Annotated in this window: 16 protein-coding genes; 9 read left to right on the top strand and 7 right to left on the bottom strand. The window is 63.4% G+C overall.

Annotation, left to right across the window (positions count from 1 at the left end; all coding sequences use genetic code 11):
- Positions 1 to 49 precede the first annotated feature (49 nt).
- Together NA637_RS20605 and NA637_RS20600 are read left to right on the top strand one after the other, a co-directional pair.
- The gene (locus NA637_RS20605; protein WP_256074437.1) at positions 50 to 1852 is read left to right on the top strand and encodes an acyclic terpene utilization AtuA family protein; all 1803 of its coding nucleotides are present in this window, start codon (positions 50 to 52) and stop codon (positions 1850 to 1852) included.
- 138 nt (positions 1853 to 1990) lie between these two features.
- Positions 1991 to 2860: an alpha/beta fold hydrolase gene (locus NA637_RS20600; protein WP_256074436.1), complete on the top strand. Its 870-nt coding sequence runs from the start codon at positions 1991 to 1993 to the stop codon at positions 2858 to 2860.
- A 72-nt stretch (positions 2861 to 2932) separates the two neighbouring features.
- On the opposite strand, the gene NA637_RS20595 is transcribed toward NA637_RS20600, so the two are convergent.
- Both NA637_RS20595 and NA637_RS20590 read right to left on the bottom strand, forming a co-directional pair.
- Positions 2933 to 3328 (bottom strand): glutathione S-transferase family protein, encoded by a 396-nt coding sequence (locus NA637_RS20595; protein ID WP_256074435.1) that lies wholly within the window; start codon positions 3326 to 3328, stop codon positions 2933 to 2935.
- A complete protein-coding gene (locus NA637_RS20590; protein WP_256074433.1) occupies positions 3321 to 3584 on the bottom strand; it encodes a glutathione S-transferase N-terminal domain-containing protein in 264 nt (87 codons plus the stop codon). The genes NA637_RS20595 and NA637_RS20590 overlap by 8 nt, the downstream gene beginning before the upstream one ends.
- A 202-nt stretch (positions 3585 to 3786) precedes the next feature.
- Between NA637_RS20590 and NA637_RS20585 the strand changes: the two genes are divergently transcribed.
- From NA637_RS20585 to NA637_RS20565, 5 genes are all read left to right on the top strand, one after another.
- Positions 3787 to 5409, top strand: coding sequence for an acyl-CoA carboxylase subunit beta (locus NA637_RS20585; protein WP_256074432.1), 1623 nt, complete (start codon positions 3787 to 3789; stop codon positions 5407 to 5409).
- A gap of 62 nt (positions 5410 to 5471) precedes the next feature.
- Positions 5472 to 7478: an acetyl/propionyl/methylcrotonyl-CoA carboxylase subunit alpha gene (locus NA637_RS20580; RefSeq protein ID WP_256074431.1), complete on the top strand. Its 2007-nt coding sequence runs from the start codon at positions 5472 to 5474 to the stop codon at positions 7476 to 7478.
- A gap of 18 nt (positions 7479 to 7496) precedes the next feature.
- The gene (locus tag NA637_RS20575) at positions 7497 to 8276 is read left to right on the top strand and encodes an enoyl-CoA hydratase/isomerase family protein (protein WP_256074430.1); all 780 of its coding nucleotides are present in this window, start codon (positions 7497 to 7499) and stop codon (positions 8274 to 8276) included.
- 462 nt (positions 8277 to 8738) lie between these two features.
- Positions 8739 to 8981 carry a DUF4160 domain-containing protein gene (locus NA637_RS20570; protein WP_256074429.1) on the top strand — a complete coding sequence of 81 codons (243 nt, stop codon included), beginning with the start codon at positions 8739 to 8741 and terminating at the stop codon, positions 8979 to 8981.
- Positions 8965 to 9213, top strand: coding sequence for a DUF2442 domain-containing protein (locus tag NA637_RS20565; RefSeq protein WP_256074428.1), 249 nt, complete (start codon positions 8965 to 8967; stop codon positions 9211 to 9213). The genes NA637_RS20570 and NA637_RS20565 overlap by 17 nt, the downstream gene beginning before the upstream one ends.
- A gap of 185 nt (positions 9214 to 9398) precedes the next feature.
- Here NA637_RS20565 and NA637_RS20560 read toward each other — a convergent pair whose 3' ends face one another.
- Together NA637_RS20560 and NA637_RS20555 are read right to left on the bottom strand one after the other, a co-directional pair.
- Positions 9399 to 9695 carry a hypothetical protein gene (locus NA637_RS20560; protein WP_256074427.1) on the bottom strand — a complete coding sequence of 99 codons (297 nt, stop codon included), beginning with the start codon at positions 9693 to 9695 and terminating at the stop codon, positions 9399 to 9401.
- Entirely contained in the window at positions 9667 to 11301 is a 1635-nt protein-coding gene (locus NA637_RS20555) for a long-chain-fatty-acid--CoA ligase (protein WP_256074426.1), read from the bottom strand. Before NA637_RS20555 ends, NA637_RS20560 begins: the two co-directional genes overlap by 29 nt.
- Positions 11302 to 11654: 353 nt before the next feature.
- Here NA637_RS20555 and NA637_RS20550 point away from each other — a divergent pair, with 353 nt between their 5' ends.
- Complete coding sequence (locus NA637_RS20550; RefSeq protein WP_256074425.1) at positions 11655 to 13274, top strand: class I adenylate-forming enzyme family protein; 1620 nt, start codon at positions 11655 to 11657, stop codon at positions 13272 to 13274.
- Positions 13275 to 13318: 44 nt separating this feature from the next.
- Here NA637_RS20550 and NA637_RS20545 read toward each other — a convergent pair whose 3' ends face one another.
- The 3 genes from NA637_RS20545 to NA637_RS20535 all read right to left on the bottom strand — a co-directional run bounded on the left by NA637_RS20545 (position 13319) and on the right by NA637_RS20535 (position 16218).
- Complete coding sequence (locus NA637_RS20545; RefSeq protein ID WP_256074424.1) at positions 13319 to 14110, bottom strand: enoyl-CoA hydratase-related protein; 792 nt, start codon at positions 14108 to 14110, stop codon at positions 13319 to 13321.
- A 14-nt stretch (positions 14111 to 14124) separates the two neighbouring features.
- Complete coding sequence (locus NA637_RS20540) at positions 14125 to 15417, bottom strand: 3-hydroxyacyl-CoA dehydrogenase NAD-binding domain-containing protein (protein ID WP_256074423.1); 1293 nt, start codon at positions 15415 to 15417, stop codon at positions 14125 to 14127.
- A gap of 114 nt (positions 15418 to 15531) precedes the next feature.
- Positions 15532 to 16218 (bottom strand): nitroreductase, encoded by a 687-nt coding sequence (locus NA637_RS20535; protein ID WP_256074422.1) that lies wholly within the window; start codon positions 16216 to 16218, stop codon positions 15532 to 15534.
- Between the two features lie 169 nt (positions 16219 to 16387).
- Between NA637_RS20535 and NA637_RS20530 the strand changes: the two genes are divergently transcribed.
- A complete protein-coding gene (locus NA637_RS20530; RefSeq protein WP_256074421.1) occupies positions 16388 to 17242 on the top strand; it encodes a thioesterase family protein in 855 nt (284 codons plus the stop codon).
- The last annotated feature ends 233 nt before the right edge of the window (positions 17243 to 17475 follow it).

The raw sequence follows: 17475 nt of genomic DNA, 5'->3' as shown, positions 1-17475 counted from the left end.
CTTCCAAGGGCCTCCGGCCAGCCGTTCCACCAAGCGATTCGAGGTTGAGATGTCAGACAAGGTTATCAAAATAGGGGGTGCCTCCGGGTACTGGGGCGACACCGCGCTGGGGCCGAAGCAGCTGATCCGCCATGGGGGCGTGGACTACCTGATCCTCGACTATCTGGCAGAAATCACCATGTCGATTCTCGCCAAGGCCCGCTCCCGTGACCCGCAAGCGGGATACGCCACGGACTTTATCGACCGGGTCATGAAGCCTTGGGTCAGGGACATTGCCGACCAGCGCATCAAGGTCATCGCCAATGCCGGGGGGATCAACCTGCAGGCCTGCCGCCGGGCGCTCGAGGCCGTGGCGGAAGAGGCCGGCGTGACCCTGAAAATCGGCACGGTGGAAGGGGACAACCTGCTGGACCGGGCCGACGAGCTGCGGGAAAAGGACCTGCGGGAAATGGAAACCGGTGCGCCCATGCCGGACAAGGTCATGAGCGTGAACGCCTACCTGGGCGCCTTCCCCATTGCCGCGGCCCTGGCTGCCGGTGCCGACATCGTGGTGACCGGTCGCTGTGTCGACAGTGCTCTGGCGGTAGGACCGCTGATCCATGAATTTGGCTGGCGGCCGGAAGATTACGATCGCTTGGCAGCCGGCGGCCTGGTGGGCCATCTGATCGAATGTGGTGCACAGACCAGTGGCGGCAACTTCACTGACTGGGAAGAGACCCAGGCGGGCTGGGAAAACACCGGTTTCCCCATCGCCGAGGTCTCCGCCGATGGCAGCTTCGTGCTGACCAAGCCGCCGCAAACGGGGGGGCGGGTCTCGGTGCTCACCGCCGCTGAGCAGATGCTGTACGAGATCGGCGATGCGCACAGCTATGTGCTGCCGGACGTGATCTGCGATTTCACGCAGGTCACCATGGCACAGGTAGGCGATGACCGGGTCCTGATCACCGGCGCCCGGGGCCGGGAGCCCACCGCCAGCTACAAGGTCAGCGCCACCTATGTGGGCGGCTTTAGCTGCATCGGCAGTTTCGTGATCGTGGGCCGGGATGCCGTGGCAAAGGCCCGGCGCATGGGCGAGGCGATTCGCAATCGCACCACGGCCATGCTGGAGGAAGCGGGCCTGCCAGCCTTTACCAAGAGCGACCTGCAGGTCATCGGCTCCGAAGCCATGTTCGGCGACCATGCGCGCCCGGAGGCGCGCCGGGCCCGGGAAGTGGTTCTGCGCCTGGGCGTCCATCACCCGCACAAGGAGGGCGTGGAGCTTTTCTCCAAGGAGTTTGTCGGTGCCGCCCTGTCCATGTCGCCCGCGGTCACTGGGCTCACGCCGGGGCGCCCGCGGCCCAGTCCGGTCGTCAGCCTGTTTTCGGGGCTGATCGACAAGGCCCAGGTGCCGGTGACCGTCAAGGTCGGCGGCGAGCCCGTCGATTTGCCGCTGGAGTGCCTGCGTGGCCAGGGCCGACCAGAACCCGCCGCTGCGCTCGAGCCGCCCCGTGTAGCGGAAGGCCGGACGCTCGCCTTGCCATTGGTCGACCTGGCCGTCGCCCGCAGTGGCGACAAGGGCGACTACGCCAATATCGGTGTGATCGCCCGGGACCCCCGCTATTTCGATGTGATTCGCGCGGCCCTCACGGCGGAGCGGGTAAAGGCCTGCTTCAGCGGCTTGACTCGTGGCGAGGTAACCGCCTATCCCCTGCCGGGCATCCATGGCATCAATTTCCTCTTGGCGCAGTCGCTGGATGGAGGGGGCGTCAGCTCGCTTCACCTCGACCCGCAGGGTAAGACCTACTCCCAGGTGCTGCTGGAACTGGAGATTCCGGTGCCGGAGCAGGACGCCCGCCACTGGGGGCTGATCTGAGTCGCGGGAAAGCGGCCCGGGTATGGTAGCGCCTCGATACCCGGGGACTGAGGTAAAATAGCAAGCGCTCGATAAGCTTGCAGCGACGAATGATCCTCTGCCGCGTCACGGGTGGGGTCGTAACAGCGGAGAAAATCTATGCAACGCATCCATCTGAACGGCGCCGCGGGGCTCAGGCTCGCCGCTGACGTGGCCGGTGACCCGGGAGACCCGCCGGTGGTCCTGCTGCATGGTGGCGGTCAGACCCGGCACTCCTGGGGCGAACTGGCCCGCATCCTGGCGGGAAACGGCTATCGGGCCATGACCGTGGATATGCGTGGCCATGGTGAAAGCGACTGGTGTCCCATGGGCGATTACAGCCTCGACCGCTTCGTGGAGGATGTACAGGCCATCGTGTCGGACCTGCAACAGCCCCCCGTACTGATTGGCGCCTCCCTGGGTGGCATCAGTTCCCTGCTCGCTGTCGGGGAGGCGACACACCTGCCCATCCACGGGCTGGTGCTGGTGGACATCGTGCCCAAGGTCGAGCTGGAAGGGGTACAGCGTATCCGCCAGTTCATGTCGGCGCACGTGGACGGCTTCGACTGCTATGAAGACGTGGTGGCGGCCGTCAACGCCTATATGCCGCACCGCAAGGCCAAGCCCCGCTCCCGTGAGGGGCTACGCAAGAACCTGCGGGTAGGGAAGGACGAGCGCCTGTATTGGCATTGGGATCCGGCCTTCGTCCAGGGTGACCGCATACCGGAGTCCGTCCGTCACGTCGAGCGGTTGCGGCAGGCGGCCCGCAACATCGAGGTGCCTACCCTGCTCGTACGGGGCAAGATGAGCGACGTGGTCAGTGAGCAGGGCGTCAAGGACTTCCTGCAGCTGATTCCCGGCGCGCGCGCAGTGGATGTCGGCGGTGCCGGCCATATGGTGGCGGGCGATCAGAATGATGTCTTCAACGAGGCCATCCTGAGCTTTCTGGCGGAAGTCGAGGACGCCGGCCGCTGCGGCAGCAGCGCCTGACCGGCACCGGGACTTCGCGGCCTGTCAGGCAGCGTGCCCGGGAGGGCCCTGCCTTCTGCGTCGCGATCGTGCTCAGGAAACGCCCTGAGCCGTGGCGGCCTCTGCCTGACGCTTCAGCGCCCGCTGGAAGGCATCACGCTGCTGGACCCTTTCCCAGTAGGACCGGGTTTCGGGGCCGAATCCGCTTGCCATATCCAGGTTTTCCGCCAGCATCAGGGCGTAGGCCACGGAGACATCGGCGGCGCTGAAGGTGTCGCCAAGGAGCCAGGGCGAGGTGTTTTCCAGTGAGGCCTCCACGGCCCGCAGCCTTCCCAGAAACCACTTCTTATAGTCCTCCGCGACCTGCGGCACTCTCCGTTCTTGCGGTTCCAGCCGGGTATAGCGCAACACCAGGGTCTGGGGGAAGGTGAGGGTGGCCTCGCCAAAATGCAGCCAGTTCAGGTAGGCGCCGTAACGGGGGTCATCCACCGGGATGTTCAGTTGGCCCTGGCCATAGCGTTCCGCCAGGTACTGGGCGATGGCGGATGGCGGACGACTCGGTCATGAAGGTATCGCCGTCAAAGAAGGCCGGTATGGTGCCCAGCGGATTGATGCTCAGATACTCCTTCTTGAACAGCCGCGGCGGGAACGGCAGCATCATTAATTCATAGTCCAGTCCCAGTTCTTCCAGTGCCCATAACGCCCGGAAGGAGCGGGCACTCATACAGTGGTACAGCGTGATCATAAAGGGCTCTTCCCGCTTGTTGGTTTTTTCTGATTGTAGTATTGACCAATCGCTTGATCAAATTTATGTTGAAAAGCCAGCTCATGAATCTGGCCAGCCAGTTCACACAAGACGGCCACACAGGATGCTTTCAGCATAGTCCGATAATAAGCGCTGGTGTTTGACGCCAGCGGAGAATTCACCAACCTGGAATATCAAGCCTATGGCAGTCATCGAGTCCAAACTAGCGGTTGGCGGCGACACCTTTCGCGACAATCAACGGAGCATGCTCTCCCTGCTGGAACGCATCCGCGAACTCGAGGATCGTACCCGGACCCAGTCCGAGGCCTCCAAGGAGCGGTTCGAGAAGCGGGGTCAGCTGCTGCCCCGGGAGCGTATCGCCCTGGCGCTGGACCCCGGTGCGCCCTTCCTCGAGCTGTCTACCCTGGCCGGCTATGGCCTGGATACCTTGGACCTGGAAAAAAGCGTACCCGGCGGCGGTATCGTGGCCGGCGTCGGCTATGTTTCCGGGGTGAGGGTGATGCTGTCGGCCAGCGATTCGGGTATCGAGGCCGGTGCCATGCAGGCGATGGGCCTTGAAAAGCAGCTGCGGGTGCAGGAGCTGGCCCTCCAGAACAAGTTGCCCTACGTCCAACTGGTGGAAAGCGCCGGCGCCAACCTGCTGAAATACAAGGTAGAGCAGTTCATCTACGGCGGTACGCTGTTTGCCAACCTGGCGCGCCTGTCGGCGGCCGGACTGCCTGTGGTCACGGTCACCCACGGTTCATCCACCGCGGGCGGTGCCTACCAGACCGGCCTGTCCGATTACATCATCATGGTTCGTAACCGCTCCAGAGCCTTTCTTGCCGGGCCGCCGCTGCTCAAGGCCGCCACCGGTGAAATCGCCACTGAGGAAGAGCTGGGGGGGGCCGAAATGCACACCAGCATCTCCGGCCTGGGGGACTACCTGGCGGAGGATGACCGGGACGCCCTGCGCATGGTGCGGGAAATCGTCGCCCAGCTTGACTGGGATGGCGAGTTGCCGGAAGACAAGCCGCGTACCTTTCGGCCGCCGCGCTATGACCAGGAGGAACTGCTGGGGATCATGCCCATGGACTACAAGCGTCCGGTGGACATGAAAGAGGTGATCGCCCGCATCGTGGACGACTCCTACTTCCTGGAGTTCGGGGCCAACTACGGCTCTTCCACAGTGTGCGGCCACGCCAAGATCGAAGGCCTGCCGGTGGGCATTATTACCAACAACGGTCCCATCGATCCGGCCGGCGCCACCAAGGCAACCCACTTTATCCAGGCCTGCTGCCAGTCCCAGACGCCGATCCTTTACCTGAACAATACCACCGGCTTCATGGTCGGCAAGGAGTACGAACAGGCCGGCATCATCAAGCACGGCTCCAAGATGATCCAGGCCGTCACCAACGCCACCGTGCCGCAGATCACCCTCTATTGTGGTGCCTCCTTCGGCGCGGGCAACTACGGCATGTGCGGACGGGGCTTCGCGCCGAGGTTCTGTTTCTCCTGGCCCAACGCCAAGACCGCCGTGATGGGCGCGGAACAGGCCGCCAAGACCATGACCAACGTCACCGAAGCGGTCATGAAACGCAAGACCGGCGAGGTGGACCACGCGAAACTTGCCGCCATGGAAAAGAAGATCGTCGACACCTTCGAGAGCCAGATGGACGTGTTCACCACCAGTGCCCGGCTCCTGGATGACGGCGTGATCGACCCCCGCGAGACCCGCTCTGTGCTCTCTTACGTGCTGTCGGTCTGTCGTGACGCAGAGCGGCGCGAGCCCCACAGGATGCAGTTCGGTGTGGCGCGCCCCTGATCCTGGCGCAATCCCGGAACCGGCCACTGCCGGCCCAAGAATGAGAACGGTGTCTGACTATCATGACCACGACAACAGCAAACAAACCGACGCCCTTTACCAAGGTGCTGGTGGCCAACCGGGGGGAAATCGCGCTCCGCGTCATCCGCTCTGCCCGTGCGCTGGGCTATCGGACCGTCGCGGTGTACGCCTCGGCTGACAGGAACGCCCGCCATGTCAGGGCGGCCGACCAGGCGGTGGCCATCGGCGGCGACCTGCCGGCGGATTCGTATCTGCGCATCGACCGGATCATCGAGGCGGCAACGCTCAGCGGTGCCGATGCCATCCATCCCGGTTACGGCTTCCTGGCCGAGAACCCCGGGCTGCCAAGGGCCTGCAAAGAGGCTGGCATTGTCTTTATCGGCCCGTCCGCGGAATCCATCGAGTCCATGGGGCACAAGGCCGGCGCCAAGCAACTGATGATGGAAGCGGGCGTGCCCTGCGTGCCCGGTTACCAAGGGCAGGATCAGGATGAGCAACGCCTGATCCGGGAAGCGGATCACGTCGGCTTCCCGATCATGATCAAGGCCACCGCCGGTGGCGGCGGCCGGGGGATGCGCCTGGTGGAGAAGGCGGAAGATTTTCCGGCGGCCCTGCGCAGCGCCCGGTCCGAGGCGGAGAGTGCCTTTGGCAGTCCGGAAGTGATCCTGGAACGGGCGATCATCGCCCCGCGCCATATCGAGATCCAGATCATGGCGGACCGCTACGGCAACGCCGTCTATATCGGCGAGCGGGACTGCTCCATCCAGCGTCGCCATCAGAAGGTGGTGGAGGAGGCGCCTTCGCCGGCGGTGTCTCCGGCGCTGCGGGCGCGGATGGGCGAGACCGCCGTCACCGCGGTCAAGGCCATCGATTATGAGGGCGCCGGCACCCTGGAGTTCCTGCTGGATCAGGACGGCAACTTCTATTTCATGGAAATGAACACCCGCCTGCAGGTGGAGCACCCGGTTACCGAGTCCATCACCGGCCTGGACCTGGTGGAACTGCAACTGCGGGTAGCCGCCGGCCAGCCGTTGCCTCTGAGCCAGGATGACATCGTGCTCCAGGGTCACTCCATCGAAGTGCGGCTGTGCGCGGAAAGTCCCAGTGAAGGCTTCATGCCCCAGAGCGGTACCATGGCCCTGTGGCACATGCCCTCGTCTCTTCGTGCCGAGGATGCGGTGGAGTCGGGCGCCGAGATTCCGCCCTTCTACGATTCCATGATCGCCAAGCTGATCAGCGTAGGCGCCGATCGGGAAGAGGCTCGCCGGCGTCTGGTCAGTGGTCTGAAGGATGCCACGGCGCTGGGCGTCGAGACCAACCAGGCGTTTCTGATTGCGTGCCTGGAGCACCCTACCTTCATCCAGGGCGAAGCGACCACCGCCTTTGTGCAGCGCCATCAGAACGAGCTGCTGGCCAGGGACCAGGACACCGATGATCGCGCCAGGTTACTCGCCGCCGTGCTGCTGTACGCCACGAACGGCGAGGGCAGCTACGGGGGAGCGATCAGTACCATCACCCATCGCCTGCCGATCATTTTCCGTTTCAGCGTGGGCGGGGAAGCCGCCGACGCGAGGGTGAGCCATCGGGGCAGTGGCAGCTTCCGGATTCAGCTAGGGAATAACCCCACCGAGCTGACGCTGGATGCTGTCGAGGGATCGCGGGTCCGGTTCACTTGCCGGGGCCTGTCGGAGCGCGCAGAGATGCTGCGTGAGGGATCTCGCCTTTATCTGCGCTACCGTGGCCAGTCCTACCGGGTGGACGATCATACCCATGAGGCCGCCGTGGCCGGGGACGAAGCCGGTGACGGCGTCATCCGGGCCTCCATGAACGGTCGGGTCGTGGCCCTTCTTGCCAACGAGGGTGATACGGTCGAGGCGGGCCAGGCGGTCATCGTGCTGGAAGCCATGAAGATGGAGCATGTTCACGTGGCGGCAGTGGCAGGCACGATCGTGTCGCTTACGGTCAGCGAAGGGGAGCAGGTCAGCGCCGGCAGGGTGATTGCCGAAGTGATCCCTGCTGAGAGAGCCGCCCCGGCCGCAAGCCACTGAGCAACCAGGAGAGCCATGATGTCGGAACAAGAAGCTGTCTTACTGGAACAGCAGGGTGCGGCCCTGTGGATCACCATCAACCGACCCGAAAAGCGCAACGCCATCAACCACGAGGTGATCGCCCGCATTGGTGAGGGCTATCGCAAGGCGGAATCCGATCCGGCGATCCGGGTCATCGTGCTGACGGCTGCCGGCGACAAGGCGTTCTGCGCCGGCGGCGATCTGCAGCCGGGCCAAGGCTTCGCCTTCGATTACGCGAAACCCAATGCGGAATACGCCGATCTGCTCCGGCTGGCGGTAAACGCCACCACCCCCTGCATCGTGCGGGTGAACGGTGTCTGCATGGCGGGCGGCATGGGCCTGCTCTGCATGGGCGACATGGCCGTGGCCCACAGCTATGTGAAATTCGGCCTGCCGGAGGTCAAGGTGGGCCTTTTCCCCATGCAAGTGCTCAGCCTGATGCAGCGCCTGGTGCCCCGGCGTGTACTGCGGGAGTGGACACTGAGCGGTGAGCCGTTCACGGCGGACGAGGCGTTGCAGCATGGGCTGCTGAGCCATGTGGTGGCGCCGGAGGAGCTGGATGCCAAGGTGGACTGGCTGATCGGCCGCCTGACGGACAAGTCGCCCACCGCCATCCGTCGCGGCAAGTACGCCATGAAGGCCATCGAGGATATGAGCTTCGAACAGGCCATCGCCTATACCGAAACCCAGCTGGCCGCCATGGCCCTGACCGAAGATGCCCAAGAGGGCATGGCAGCGTTCAACGAGAAACGTGTCCCCAACTGGCCGGGGCGCTGAAGGAGGCTGGCCAGGGAGCTGAACGACAACCGTCCAGTTCTTGGCCGCCGATACCCGCGCGGCTGCGGCGAAGGCGGGCGGGAATGCGTCTGCGCCGCCAGATCGGTGCCGACGCCGTCACCAGACGCGGCGTGGTGATGCAGGAAATTGGTGGCCGACTCGTGCCGTTGACCGATATTCACCAAGACCAATTTGGGTACGATGCTCTACATCATGCCGCGCGATATGTCCAGCCTCTGGGTGCTCCGCTCGGGTGCCGTCGACGGCGTCAGCCCGCTTTCAACCAGGCCCGAGGTCAAAATTAGAATTGCTGCCAAGCTCCCGGGAGGCTTTGCTGGCGCTGACGCTGTCGGGCTACACTGAGCCCAAATCAATGACGCCCGAAAGAAGCCACGTGAACGCGACCTTTTCCCTGATGATAGTGTCCGGGTTCGAGATGGAAGAGCAGCGGGTTCGCACCTGATGCCGACTATCCTGCGCCTGGAGGGCTTTAAGTTTTTCTTCTACTCGGACGAGGGCGACCCGCGTGAACCGGCCCATATCCATGCATTCAAGGCCGGCTCTGAAGCCAAGTTCTGGCTAACTCCCGAGGTTCAGCTAGCTCGCAATGATGGCTTCGATGCGAAGACCCTGCGCAAGATCACTACCCTGGTGGTCACCCACCGGGACCAACTGGAGAGTGCCTGGCATGACTACTTCGCCTAAGCATGTGACCTTCGACGCCGATAGTTTCTGGGTCGAGCTGAGCGACGGACGCACGATTGGTGTCCCTCTGGCGTGGTTCCCGCGCTTGCTCAACGCCACCCCCGAACAACTCGCCGACTATGAGCTGAGTCCCCGGGGCATCCATTGGGACGCCCTAGACGAGGATATTTCCATCGATGGCATCCTGGCCGGTCGTGGCGACATGACACATCGCCGTCAAGCTGTGGCCTGATTCCCTCACTGTGGCGCTGTGCGGACCGTTCTTCTCTTACCCCTACCGATTGGGCTGGCGCTTTTATCGCCAGTGAGCAGGCCGGCTCGTCACGCTGGATGTAGCGAAGATCGGTCACTTTTTGATCGCTTTCCTGGCTTCAGGACGCACGGCCCCTCATCCCGGCACCAGCTTCCGGGTCAGTGTCAGAAGAGATCCTTACCGAGGTAGTGGCTGCTCAGCATCAGGCGGACGCGCCGGTTGGGGATCACCACGCCACCGATCTTCAGCCAGAGTGGCGACCTGAGCTGGCGTTCGGCTACTCCGCCCACACCCGCACGCGCGGCCGAGGAGGCGCAGGCGGCCGGGAAAGCGTCTGCGCCGCCAGATATGGCCGGCGCCGCCAGCAGACGCGTCGTGAACAGGGAGGCGCCGCAGCGTTCCCGCCAGCCTTCAGGCCGGCGGGATATCGACTCAGCCGGTGATGGCCTGCGCGAAGCCACCGTACTCTTCCCGCAGCTTGCTCTTGAGCAGCTTGCCAGTGGCAGTGTGGGGCAATTCGTCGACGAACAGGATGTCGTCCGGCAGCCACCACTTGGCCACATGCTGCTCGAGGAAGGCCATCAGCTCGTCCTTGCCGATGGTGGCGTTAGCCTTGAGCACCGCAATCAGCAAGGGGCGCTCCTGCCATGTGGGGTGGGCAATGCCGATGACCGCCGCTTCCGCCACTTGCGGATGGGAGACAGCGGTATTTTCCAGTTCGATGGACGAGATCCACTCGCCCCCGGACTTGATGATGTCCTTGGACCGGTCCACCAGTTGCAGAAAGCCGTCCGGGTCGATGGCGCCGATATCCCCGGTGGGGAAGAAGCCTTCGCTGTCCAGCTTGCTTTCACCCTCACGATAATAACCGCTGGCGACCCAGGGGCCCCTTACATAGACGTGGCCGGGCGTCTTGCCGTCCCAGGGCAGGCGCAGGCCGTCATCGTCGACGGTCTTGATCTCCACACCCCAGACACCACGACCGGCCTTGGTCTTGAGTTTCGCCATGTCGGCCGGACTGAGACTGTCATGCTTGGGCAGCGGCTTGTTGACAACCCCCAGCGGACTGGTTTCGGTCATGCCCCAGGCCTGGATCAGGTCGATGCCGGATTTGCGGAAGCGCTCGATCATGGCAATCGGGGGCGCTGAGCCGCCCACCCCGACATCGTTCAGGCTCAGTTCTTCCAGGCTGGCCTCGGGGGTGGCGTCCAGGTACTGGAATAGCATCAACCAAATGGTGGGTACTGCTATAGAGGAGGTGACTTTCTCCTCTTTCATCAGCTTGTATAGGCTTTCGCCATTCATGTGCGGCCCGGGTAAAACCAGCTTGGCACCCGCCATCGGCGCAGAGTAGGGCGCGCCCCAGGCGTTGGCATGGAACATGGGGACGATCGGCATCATCGTGGTTCGGCTGCTGAGCCCGAAGCCGTCCGGTGCGACCTGCGCCAGGGAATGCAGCACCGTGGAGCGATGACCGTACAGGACCCCCTTGGGCTTGCCCGTGGTGCCGGAGGTATAGCATAGGGAAGAGGCGGTGCGCTCATCGAACTCCGGCCATTGGTAATCGTCGCTGGCCGCGTCCATGAGCTCTTCGTAGCAATAAAGGTTCGGCAGGTCGATCGCCGGCATGTGCGCCCGGTCGGTCATGGCCACGAAGGCCTCGACTGTCTGCAGGTGTGGCGCCAGCTGCTTGAGCATGTCGGCAAAGGTGATGTCGAAGAACAGCACCCTGTCCTCGGCGTGGTTGATGATATAGATCAGCTGTTCCGGAAACAGGCGCGGGTTGACCGTGTGCAGAATGGCGCCACTGCCGGACACCCCGAAGTAAAGCTCGTAGTGGCGATAGGTGTTCCAGGCCAGGGTGCCTACCCGGTCCTGGAACGCCACGCCCAGGGTCTTGAGGACGTTGGCCAGCTGTTTGGAACGACCATGGATCCCCCGGTAGTGGGTCCGGTGCGTGGGACCTTCCACGGTCTTGGTGACGATTTCGGTTTGCGGATGGAAGGTGGCGGCGTGCTCGATCAGCGACGAGATAAGCAGGGGCCTGTCTTGCATCAGTGCGTGCATGAGACTCTCCTCGAACTTGTTGTGGTTGTGGCGAGGCGTGTGTGCTGTGATTGCGGCGATACCTTGCGCCAGTGTCTCGCACCCTGGAAGCAGTGGCCTCGTCCGATTCGACGATTTGAGGTGCCGGCCCCCTCGACTCGTCGGAACGGACGAGGCCCTGGTCCAGGGACAATATTAGGCTGGATAGGTCGGCGCTGCCCGGCTGCTTCCCCACAACGGTTCCACACAACCCATGTCCCGGAGCGGGTGCCAGGAGCGCTGCTGAGAGGGAGTCTGCTAGGAGTCGATGCGAAGCGTCATGGCCTGCAAGGCCAGACTACAACAAGAACCTCCACGGCAAGGAGCGATGTACCATGATCCTGCACAAGCCTGAATTGATCGAGGCCTACACCGGCAAGGGCTACTGGGGCAACAAGACCCTGCTGGACTACCTATCCGCCCACGCTGCCGCGCACCCGGACCGGGAGGCGGTGGTGGACCCGCCCAACCGGGATGAACTGGTGGGCACGCCCGCCCAGCGCCTGACCTGGGCGGAGCTTGGCCGGGCGGTGGACGCCGTGGCGGCCGGGCTGGCCAGCCGGGGCTTCGGCAGGGACGACGTGCTGGTGGCGCAGTTGCCCAATGTGTGGGAGCTGGCCATGCTCTACCTGGCGGCGGCGAAGGCCGGCGGGCTGCTGTCGGCGCTGCCCATGCAGTGGCGTCGCAAGGACGTGGGCTATGTCAAGGAAACGACCGGGGCACGGTTCTATGTCTCGGCCGAGCAGTTTCACGGCTTCGACTACCAGGCCCTGGGACAGGCGCTCGGCTTCGAGCGCTATATCGGCCTGCGGGAGCTGAGCGCCATCGCCCAGGGCGAGCCCGGGGCAATGGCGAAGGTATCGGTGGATGCCAACGACATCTTCACCCTGTGCTGGACGTCGGGTACCGAGGCCGATCCCAAGGGCTGCCCCATGAGCCACAACAACTGGGAGTACCTCAGCCGCATGCTGCCCGCTGCCTGCGGCTTGCAGCAGGGCGACCGTATCCTGTGCGTGGCGCCGCTGGTCAACATGACCGCGGTAGGGGTGAACTACGTGCCGTGGCTGGCGGCGGCGGGCACCCTGGTGCTGCACCATCCGATTGCCCCGCAGATCCTGCTGCGCCAGCTCGCCGAGGAGCGAATCCAGTACACCATCCTGGTGCCGGCGATGCTGAACATGATCGTCAAGCTGCCCAACGTGGACCAGCTGGACCTGTCCGGCGGGCGCACCATCAGCACCGGTTCGGCGCCGCCCTCGGCCTGGTCGATGCAGGAGTTCAAGCGCCGCTGGGACATCGACATCGTCAATATCTGGGGCCAGAACGAGGGCACCTGCCTGGTCGCGGGCCCGGCGGACGTGCCGGACCTGCAAAGGCGGGTGGATCACCTGCCCTGGTGGGGCAAGGCAGGCGTCGAGTGGCCCTCCGGCGTCACCGGGGTCGAGCTGAAGATCCTCGGCGACGGGGATGAGGAGGTCACCGCACCGGGTGGCATCGGCGAGCTCTGCTATCGCAGCCCGGGGCTGTTCGCCGGCTACTTCCAGCGTCCGGACATCACCGCGCGTTCGTTCACCGCTGACGGCTTCTTCCGCACCGGCGACCTGTTCGTCGTGCAGGATGACCGGCACGTAGGTTTCTACGATCGCAAGAAAGACATGGTGATTCGCGGCGGTTTCAACATCTCCAGCGTAGAGGTCGAGAACGCCGTGCTGGGCTTTCACAAGGTGCGGGATGTGGCGGTGATACCCGCGCCGGACGAGATCATGGGCGAGCGGGTCTGTGTCTGCGTGGTGCCTGCGGATGAGGACGATCCGCCGACCCTCGAGGAAATCAACGCCTACTTGAAGACGCAGGGCATGAGTGTCTACAAGCTTCCCGAGAAGATGAAGCTGGTCGACGCCATCCCTCGTAATCCGGTGGGCAAGATCCTGAAGAAGACATTGCGGACCCTGTAAGGCGGTGCTGGCAACGGCTCGAGGAGCCGTTGCGAAGCGGGGCGTCAGAACTTCGGATCGCGCTTCTCCAGGAAGGCGCGAACCCCTTCCTGGAAGGTCGGCCTGTCGATCAGCTCCTGCTGACGCTGGGCCTCGTAGGCCAGCTGTTCGGCGAGGGTGGCAGTGTCAGCCTGGTCGAAGGCCTTGCGCAGTTCCGGCGCCGCGTGGCTCGGGCCGGCCGCCAGCCGGCGGGCTGTCGCCATCGCCTCGCTGTGAAGTGCCTCATCCGCCACGCACTTCCAGATCAGGCCTTCGCGGACCGCCTCCTCGCCGTACATGCGCTCACCCAGCAGGCTGACGGCCATGGCTTTGGCCCGGCCGATCAGACGCGGCAGGAGCCAGGTGGCGCCGAGATCCGGCAGGATGCCCAGCTTGGGAATGAAGGGGAACAGGAAGTAGGCAGACTGGCCTGCCACCACCACGTCCCCGGCCAGGGCGATGCTGGCACCGGCGCCGGCCGCTGCGCCATTGACGGCGGAAACGACCGGAAAAGGCAGTGCCCGCAGCTTCAATGCCAGTGGATTGGACAGTTCCTCCATCTGCTGCTTGACCCGGGTGCCCAGAGCGGAGCCATCCGAGTCCGGGCTCATGGCGCCCAGGTCGGCGCCGGAGCAGAAGGCCCTGCCGGCGCCGGTGATGATCAGGGCCTTGATGGCGGCGTTGGTGCCCATTTCGTCCAGGGCTGACATCACTTCCTGCTGCAATGGCTCCGACATGGCGTTCATGGTCTTGGGCTGGTCCAGGGTGAGGGTGGCAATGCCATCGTCAACGGCCAGCTGGATGCGTTCATAGTTCATGGTCGGATCTCCTGTCAGTTGCCCGCCGGGAATTCGTCATAGAAGCTACCCCCGGTTTCGGCCAGCTTGCGGATGGTGGCGGTGGGCTCGTACTGGACGCCCAGGTGGCGATAGCGCTCACACCGTTCCAGGATGGCCTTCGCGCCCAGACTGTCGGCGTAGTGGAGGGCGCCACCCTTGTCCCGGGGAAAACCCACGCCCATCAGCAGCGCGGTGTCCAGCTCCTCGGCGGAATTGACCACCCTGTCTTCCAGGCAGTGCACGGCTTCGGTGATCATCGCCAGCATCATGCGTTGCTGGATTTCCTCGACACTGACCTCCTTCTGACCGTTGGGCTGGATTGATTTCAAGAGTTCGTGGGCCGCGGCGCTGGAATGCTTCTGCGGGCGGCCGCTGTCATCCGGCGTGTATTCATAGAAGCCCTTGCCGTTCTTCTGGCCAAGGCGATCCTTCGACTTCATCAGCCGAAAGGCGTCGTGCTCGATAGCGGGCATGCGTTTCGGGTAGCCGGCGGAGATGACATCGGAAACATGGCTGCCGGTGTCGATACCGATCACGTCTTCCAGATAGGCGGGGCCCATGGGCCAGCCGAAGGCCTCCATGGCCTTGTCCACATGCTCGAAGTCAGCCCCTTCCTCGATCAGTTGCAGGAAGGCCCGGGTATAGGCGGTGAGGATGCGGTTCACCAGAAAGCCGGGGCAGTCCTGTACCACGATCGGTGTCTTGCCCATTTTCAGGGCCCAGGTGACGGCGGTGGAGACCGACTCGCCGGAGGTCCGGGTGCCCTGGATAATCTCCACCAGGGGCATGACCGGAACCGGGTTGAAGAAGTGCATGCCCACGAAGCGCTCCGGATGCTTCATGTGCTGGCCGATATCATCGATGCGCAGGCTGGAGGTGTTGGTGGCAATCAGGGTGTCGTCACGCACCACGGCTTCCAGTTCATCCAGCACCTTGTGCTTGAGGCCGAGGTTTTCCACCACCGCCTCGATGACGCCGTCGACCTTGTCGAAGCCCTGGTATGCCAGGGTGGGCTCGATGCTGGCCAGCACCTGGTCCGCTTGCTCCTGCGTCATCTGCTCCTTCTTCACCAGCCGATTGACCTGGCTGGTCGCCGTTTTCATGCCCAGGTCCAGCTGCGCCTGGGTGATATCCTTCATCACCACCGGTACGCCTTGGGTGGCGCAGGTGATGGTGATGCCACCCCCCATGATGCCGGCGCCAAGCACGGCGGCCTGCTTCACCGGGCGGGCCTTGTCGGCGTGTTCCTTGAAAACCTGCTTGAGTTCGGCGGAAAGTCCGGACATGCATTTGTCTCCTGTTGCTGAATGCCATTGGCACCAATAGCGCGGCGAGGCCCTGCTGTCATCGTCCGAAACGACGAAACAGGGCGGCTTTTTTACTTGATAGAAACCGCCGGGTCAGATCCCCCGGAAACGGGCGAAGTCTTGCAGGGCGGCACGGCGGGTACGCAGTTGGTTCACCGGGTCCGCTTCATCCAGGTAGCCGATGGACATGCCGGTAAACAGCATGAACTCATCCGGTGGATCGAGGAAATCCTTCAGGGTCCTGTGGTAAAGGCTCCAGCACTCCTGGGCGCAGGAATCCAGGCCCTCCTCGCGAAGCAGCAGCATCACCGTCTGCAGGAACATGCCCAGATCGGACCACTGGGGCGGCCCCATCTGCCGGTCCACGTAGCAGAACAGCGCCAGCGGGGCGCCGAAGAACTGATAGTTGCGGGCGAACCAGCCCATGCGGCCGGCCTTGTCTTCGCGGGGGATGCCGAGCAGGCCATACAGGTCTTCGCCTACCTGGAAGCGATAGTCACGATAGGGCGATTTCAGGCCCGGCGGGTAGACGTGGTATTCGGGATCCTCCCCGCTGGGTGCCTCCTTCACCCGAGTGGCCATGATGGCCTTGAACGCCTCGAGGTCTTCACCGCCGAGGACATACAGTTGCCAAGGCTGCAGGTTGCCGCCCGAAGGCGAACGCCCGGCTTTCTCCAGTACCCGTCGGATGATGGCGCCGTCGACGGGCCTGTCGGTGAAGCCGCGCACCGACAGGCGGGTGTCGACGGCCTCGGAAACGGTGGGCGCCTTGTGCCTCATGGGTGGCTCCAGGGTTATTGTTGGATTCAGGAGTTTGATTCGGGGTTTCATAGTGGCGGCTGAAGGAAGGGCTGGCAATCGTCGCTTACGACGAGGTAGCTTGCGCAAATGCGCGGAAAATGGATGCTTTCCCGTTCAAGAATCGCCAGGAACACAGGATGCTCGAATCATGACAGACCAAAACGCCAACTCCGCCGTTTTCCGCGGTACGATTACACCTCGCTATACGGACCTGGACACCTGGCGCCACGTCAATAATTCCCGGGTATACCAGCTGCACCTGGAAGCCCGTATCCAGGCTCTGGTGGCTCGCTTCGGTGCTAACGCCTGGTTTTCCGATTCGGAGCGCCTGAGGCCCTTGCGCACCATTACCCAGTACCGTGAGATGAGTTTCTATGGCAGCGGGATCGCGTTCAGTGTGGAGGTGCTGGGTTGTGATGCACAGAGTGTCCGGCTGCGTAGCCAGCTTTATCAAAATGGCCAACTGGTGGGCATCCAGGACTGCGTTCTGGGCGCTTTTCTGAACCACGAGCAGGTTCCTCTGCCGGCACAGGTTTACAACAGCTTCCGGACCGATGCGCCGGCCATGGCGGAACCCCTGCCCGAGGCCGCTTATCTGGAACTGGCCAAGGACTTCTCCCGATTCCCCATCAGCCGTGAGCTGACCCCCCGCTATGCGGATATGGACGCCGACAGCCAGCGCAGTGAGGCGGCCATCGTCCGGTACATGGAGCAGGCGCGCTTTGGTTTCCTGCGCACCATCGATTTCGGTAAGCGGGGTCTACTGATCGCGGCCCTGGACATCAGCTTCAGCCATTACCGGCCCAGCTCCAACCCCGTGGAGCTGGTCATCGGTGCCAGCCGGGCGGGCAATACATCCTTTCAGCTGACCGGGGGTGCGACGACCGTTCATGGTGTCCATGCGGTCGCCAACAGTGTCATGGTGGTGGTTGACCTGGAAACCGGCCGGCCAACTCCTATTACCGCTGATATCAAGGATCAGTTGGGCCGCCTTCAGCTATGACAATGGCATTTTGGTCGTGAACTTGTCTGCAATACGTATGAGTCTTTCTTCGCTTATATTGCAGATAAGAACAGAGGCCGGTTCGGAAGCCCTCCCTCGGGCTGCTACAGTAACATCCAGACGTACCGCATATAAATGAATCCCGGTTTCGCATCGCGTATTCACTTCCGGGCTTTCACGACCCTGCACACTTCATAATTCATAATAAGGGAGAGACGAAGTGGCTGATCTAG

It is taken from the genome of Stutzerimonas stutzeri, assembly GCF_024448935.1.
Classification (GTDB): Bacteria; Pseudomonadota; Gammaproteobacteria; order Pseudomonadales; family Pseudomonadaceae; genus Stutzerimonas; species Stutzerimonas stutzeri_AO.
Note: the sequence above shows the minus strand (reverse complement) of the source record. Positions and strands in the feature narration are given on the sequence as shown.

Excerpts from the sequence above, each read along its gene's own strand:
- NA637_RS20605 (WP_256074437.1), top strand. The coding sequence starts at position 50 with ATGTCAGACAAGGTTATCAAAATAGGGGGTGCCTCCGGGTACTGGGGC.
- NA637_RS20600 (WP_256074436.1), top strand. The coding sequence starts at position 1,991 with ATGCAACGCATCCATCTGAACGGCGCCGCGGGGCTCAGGCTCGCCGCT.
- NA637_RS20590 (WP_256074433.1), bottom strand. The coding sequence starts at position 3,584 with ATGATCACGCTGTACCACTGTATGAGTGCCCGCTCCTTCCGGGCGTTA.
- NA637_RS20585 (WP_256074432.1), top strand. The coding sequence starts at position 3,787 with ATGGCAGTCATCGAGTCCAAACTAGCGGTTGGCGGCGACACCTTTCGC.
- NA637_RS20580 (WP_256074431.1), top strand. The coding sequence starts at position 5,472 with ATGACCACGACAACAGCAAACAAACCGACGCCCTTTACCAAGGTGCTG.
- NA637_RS20575 (WP_256074430.1), top strand. The coding sequence starts at position 7,497 with ATGTCGGAACAAGAAGCTGTCTTACTGGAACAGCAGGGTGCGGCCCTG.
- NA637_RS20570 (WP_256074429.1), top strand. The coding sequence starts at position 8,739 with ATGCCGACTATCCTGCGCCTGGAGGGCTTTAAGTTTTTCTTCTACTCG.
- NA637_RS20565 (WP_256074428.1), top strand. The coding sequence starts at position 8,965 with ATGACTACTTCGCCTAAGCATGTGACCTTCGACGCCGATAGTTTCTGG.
- NA637_RS20555 (WP_256074426.1), bottom strand. The coding sequence starts at position 11,301 with ATGCACGCACTGATGCAAGACAGGCCCCTGCTTATCTCGTCGCTGATC.
- NA637_RS20550 (WP_256074425.1), top strand. The coding sequence starts at position 11,655 with ATGATCCTGCACAAGCCTGAATTGATCGAGGCCTACACCGGCAAGGGC.
- NA637_RS20545 (WP_256074424.1), bottom strand. The coding sequence starts at position 14,110 with ATGAACTATGAACGCATCCAGCTGGCCGTTGACGATGGCATTGCCACC.
- NA637_RS20540 (WP_256074423.1), bottom strand. The coding sequence starts at position 15,417 with ATGTCCGGACTTTCCGCCGAACTCAAGCAGGTTTTCAAGGAACACGCC.
- NA637_RS20535 (WP_256074422.1), bottom strand. The coding sequence starts at position 16,218 with ATGAGGCACAAGGCGCCCACCGTTTCCGAGGCCGTCGACACCCGCCTG.
- NA637_RS20530 (WP_256074421.1), top strand. The coding sequence starts at position 16,388 with ATGACAGACCAAAACGCCAACTCCGCCGTTTTCCGCGGTACGATTACA.